Below are 4,416 nucleotides of genomic sequence, written 5' to 3'. Positions count from 1 at the left end.
AGCGCCGCCCGCGCGGGCTTCGCAGTACAAGGCTGCCCATCTCTTTCTGGCAAGTTAGGTCTGCACCAATGCGTAAGATTGGCTTGTTTCTTCGGCGTTCTATCTAGAGGAACACCAAGAACCAGGTGATTCCCCAGAAACAACCTCATCCCCCCGGACCGATCATGACCCGCCACTCTGTTGAGGGATCGTAATCCTTTCAGTGTTTTACAAAAAATTTAACCCCCCTAACCCTCCACAAGCGCCAACCCGTTAATTAATGGGTGATTTTTCTGACCCTTCGAAGAAGTGTAGGAATAAAGCTACAAATGCCAGAAAGAATTCCTACGCCGATCTTCCACTAAGAATTCCGGGCAGATCTTGAACCAAGGAAAAAACAAGTGATACAAAAGCCCTGCGCAAAAAGCGCACTCAAACCAACTCTATAGGAGCAGTAGCCATGGGACGTCGTCGTTCTGAAATCAATACTCTGCAAATCCCTCGCGTGGTGAACTACACATTTACCGAGTCCGAGGTTGAGTTCCTCAACATGCAGTAAGCCATAAACCAGAAGGGGCTTAGCCCCTTCTGGTCCGACATAGGAGCTAGAGATGATTACCGAACGCGAGCTGACCACAGAAGAAGCATACAACCGCCTGATAAGACTGCATCAGCACTTGGGCCTTCACTCGAAAACAAAACTATCAAAAAATAATAGCTTGGTCGCCACATGCCACTTATACAACAGCGCCTACCAAGAAGTGTCCTGCGGTGCAGGAAAGGGAGAACACTGTGAGCTAGGAGCTCTTGCTGAAAGCTTAGAGCATTACTTTGTCGACAAGTCGACACCAACCACCATCGCAAGCGAAAAAATTTTTCAGTCGATAGACCCGTTTGACGACTGGCTACTAAAGTCAATCCCGCCTCATTGCCAAATACCTTACTTTGGACTTCAAGCACTGGACAGCTATGACGAAATAAAAATACCCGCGATACTGATAGCCCCCTCCTCCAGAAATACCGATGAGATTGAGAAAACCGCGGCAGGGTATCTTGCCAAATATGCGACCAATTCTGGCACAGCTATTGGCTGTACTGAGAGCGAAGCTCTCTTACACGCCATAAATGAATCTATCGAACGCCACACCCTGTCGATGTACTATCTATCGCTTTGCAACCTGACCTCCCCCCTAGAGATCTACCGACCCTCCAATTCATTTCTGGAAGACACCTTCACTCACGACAAGAAACTTTTGCGCCACGCAAGCAACCTAGAAATATACTTGACCCACGATTTCTATGACGTTCCATTTTGCATTGCTATCTCTCGCAACAAAAAAGAAGGCTCTCTCAGCGGCATCGGCTCGGGAAGCTCCATAAACCCATCGATTGCAATGTACCGCGCTGTAACTGAACAGATTCAGTGCGAACAACTTTCCGGACCGAAAGAAAAACAAGAAGATCTCGCCACGAAGAAAGTGCTTGCCTACTCAGAAAAACTTTCTCAACTTCTACACCCACGCCCTAAGTACAACGTGCCTGAATATCATCCACCTCGTATAGAACTCAGCGTACGCGGACAGATCAAGCGCACGCTAATCAACCTGGGCAAGAATAATAAAACCGTATTCTACCGCACCCTATATGAGCACCCCAACTTCGCCACAGTCGTACAAGTTTTTATACCCGGACTGGAGCGCTTCCATTTGATAAGGTCCGGGATTCCAGTCGCGCCGCAAAGCGCGTTCAAATGCATAAGGCAATGATATGCATATATACCGAGGCATACTCGCCGCCCTGAGCGCGACCTTAGTTCTCAAAGTCGCGACCGTCGTACCTGCCCTGATCCTGGCTGACATTATCGACAACCTGTCCACCTCGGCCTCGTCTTCTCTCGTTCTGCTCGGTGCCTTCATATGCCTTGTCGCCCTACAAGCCTCGTTGACCCCTTTGCAAGCCTGGTGCCTGGCGCGGCTCTGCCAGGAGCGCGTGAAGCAGCTTTCCATGCGCTGGTGCCGAGGGTTGCTGGACAAACGCTTCGAGGCCTATGGACAACTCCATGGCGGAACCTTGGTGAAGGTACTGGATAGAGGAATTACGGCCCAGGAGCGATGGCTAGGCTTTCTGATCGGCTCGGCATGGCCGGTACTGGTCGAAGCTGTGGTACTGATCACGCTGTTCACGTACCTCGGAGCTACCTCGGTATTGATCGGCCTGGTCCCCTTGAGCTTGGCGTATCTGTGGGCAAACGATCGGCTGGTGCGCTGGCGCCGGCCCCGTATCGAGGCAGTCAACTCGCGGGAGGACGAACTGGCGGAACAATGGGTTGATACCTTCGCCAGCGCCTCAACGGTCAAGCTGGAGAAGGCCGAGGATGCCGCAATGATTCCCGTGAACCAGACACTGTCGGGCTATGCCGACTCAGCGGTAGGGGTTGCCTACAGTGGCGGATGGCTTCAGGGCTTGCGTACTCTATTCATTGGCCTGGGCAGTGGTGGTTTGCTCTTGTGGGGTATCCAAGATCAATCACAGGCAACACCGCATCTGAGCCTGGGCGAGCTTGTTGCCCTCTTTACCCTGGTGAGTGGATTGCTCGCCGGCGTTGCACAACTGGCGGAAGCCTGGCGGGTGCTCGACCAATTCAGACTCGACAAACGCAAGCTCGAACACTGGCTCGGGCTTCCTGTGTTCGGACCGACAGTCTCCATAGAGGCAGAACCCAAAAATGAAAACGCAGGGCTTTGCATTACCCCCTGCCAACTCAGCGCTCGAAACGCGCTGCAACTGCTGATCGATGAGCCCTTGGTAATTCGTGCAGGAGAACGGGTCGCACTGGTTGGGCCCAGCGGGTGCGGCAAGTCGACACTTCTGCATGCGCTGGCAGGAACGGTATTCCAGTTGCGCAAGCATGTTTACTTGCACGGCAGATGCCTGGCTGCGCTCGGCGCGTGTGAGCAGTTCCGTCGTTTACGACTCTGCCCTCAGGATGCGTACTTCATACCCGGTCCACTGCCTCGCGCAGTCCTGTTCGAGCATGCTCATGATCGCGTTCAAATCGAACGGTGGCTTGAACACCTGGGGCTGAGCAAAGACTGGTACGAGCTTGATCTGGATGCACGCGCGGAATCCATTTCGGGTGGCGAAGCACGCAGGCTGATGTTGCTTCGCTTGCTTAACCGGCCCGGCGAATTCAATTTTTTTGACGAGCCCACAGCTGGGCTTGATGCCGGATCGGCTGCGCGAACCTGGGATCTGCTGTTCGAAACATTCCAAGGGAAAGGGCTGATCTGCGTAACGCACGATCAGAGTGCCCTGTCACGCTTTGATCGGGTGATCACCATGAGCGAGGGACGGATCATCAACCAAGTGAAAACGAAGATCGCTCAGGACGCTGGGCTACCGGGCGCTCGCACATAACCTACATTGCATTACCAGACCCTGTAGGAGCGGCCTTGTGTCGCGATCCGCCGCGCGGGCGGCGCTCGATCTCACAGGCGCAGAAGTTGTTGTGGCGGACACCTGTCAGCCTTCATGCGATCCGAAGGCGACCACTCACTGCTTCATGCCCAACTCGGCATCATCCATCAGCGCCTTGGCCATGGCGCTCAGGTAGTGGGCAGCCCAGATCATCATCGGCTTCTCGTCCATCAGGCCGGTGATGGTCAGTTCGCGTACATAGCCCATCAATTCCGACGACTGCTCGCGGGCGTCCCTGCAGGGGATGCCGGGCTCGATTCGGAACAGTGGATGCGTGCCGTTTTCGCCTTGGTAAAAAGCGGTCTTGCCGACGGTGAACTGGGTGTCTTCTGTTGTCATTGTTCAATCCCCTGAAAATTCTCTAGTGCCTGGGCGGGCCCTTTCGCGGGTAAACCCGCGAAGAGGCCCGTCCAAGGGACACATCACGCGAGCCTTAATGCAAAGGCCGAGGCCCTACGGGCATCTGGGCTGAAGCAGCATTGCCCGATGCACCACGGTGGCGGCACATAGCGCGTAGTCCGTGGCCTGGATCAGGGTGTCTTCAAGGGAATGGGCGTTATGGGGTGGATCGGGGACTATCTTCAGCATCATGGTTCACCTAGTGATAAAGGCCACCACACACCTGCTGTCAAACAAGAGGGTGGCAGCTGTACATGGGTTGACAGACCGGTAGGCAAACCAAAACCCGACGCACACGAAGTGCCCCATGCACAGCTGCCATAAAGGCAGAGCCATGCGGTTTGACCTAAGTAGCCTGTCAAAGCCGGTCACTGATTTGGCAGCGACCACCCGAGACTAGGGCCCGATCCAGAGCACCGCAATGGCTTGAAGGGGTTTGGGAGTATGTTTGGGGAATGGACTACATGGAATAGGTGAAAACCTAAAATTGTCTGCCGAAACTGGCCGGAATGCGGTGAGGCTGGAAGGTGTTCGACTCACCCTTTGCAGCGCCTGTGAGAT

Annotated in this window: 3 protein-coding genes; 2 read left to right on the top strand and 1 reads right to left on the bottom strand. The window is 54.2% G+C overall.

Features of this window, described 5'->3' with window-relative positions:
* Positions 1–590: 590 nt before the first annotated feature.
* Together APH42_RS28545 and APH42_RS28540 are read left to right on the top strand one after the other, a co-directional pair.
* Positions 591–1,745 carry a YcaO-like family protein gene (locus tag APH42_RS28545; protein WP_060494732.1) on the top strand — a complete coding sequence of 385 codons (1,155 nt, stop codon included), beginning with the start codon at positions 591–593 and terminating at the stop codon, positions 1,743–1,745.
* Between the two features lies 1 nt (position 1,746).
* Complete coding sequence (locus tag APH42_RS28540; protein ID WP_060494731.1) at positions 1,747–3,396, top strand: ATP-binding cassette domain-containing protein; 1,650 nt, start codon at positions 1,747–1,749, stop codon at positions 3,394–3,396.
* Between the two features lie 135 nt (positions 3,397–3,531).
* Here the strand turns inward: APH42_RS28540 and APH42_RS28535 are convergent, their stop codons facing one another.
* Complete coding sequence (locus tag APH42_RS28535) at positions 3,532–3,795, bottom strand: DUF3077 domain-containing protein (protein WP_043198192.1); 264 nt, start codon at positions 3,793–3,795, stop codon at positions 3,532–3,534.
* Positions 3,796–4,416: the final 621 nt, after the last annotated feature.

This window comes from Pseudomonas sp. NBRC 111140 (genome assembly GCF_001320885.1).
Classification (GTDB): Bacteria; Pseudomonadota; Gammaproteobacteria; order Pseudomonadales; family Pseudomonadaceae; genus Aquipseudomonas; species Aquipseudomonas putida_P.
Note: the sequence above shows the minus strand (reverse complement) of the source record. Positions and strands in the feature narration are given on the sequence as shown.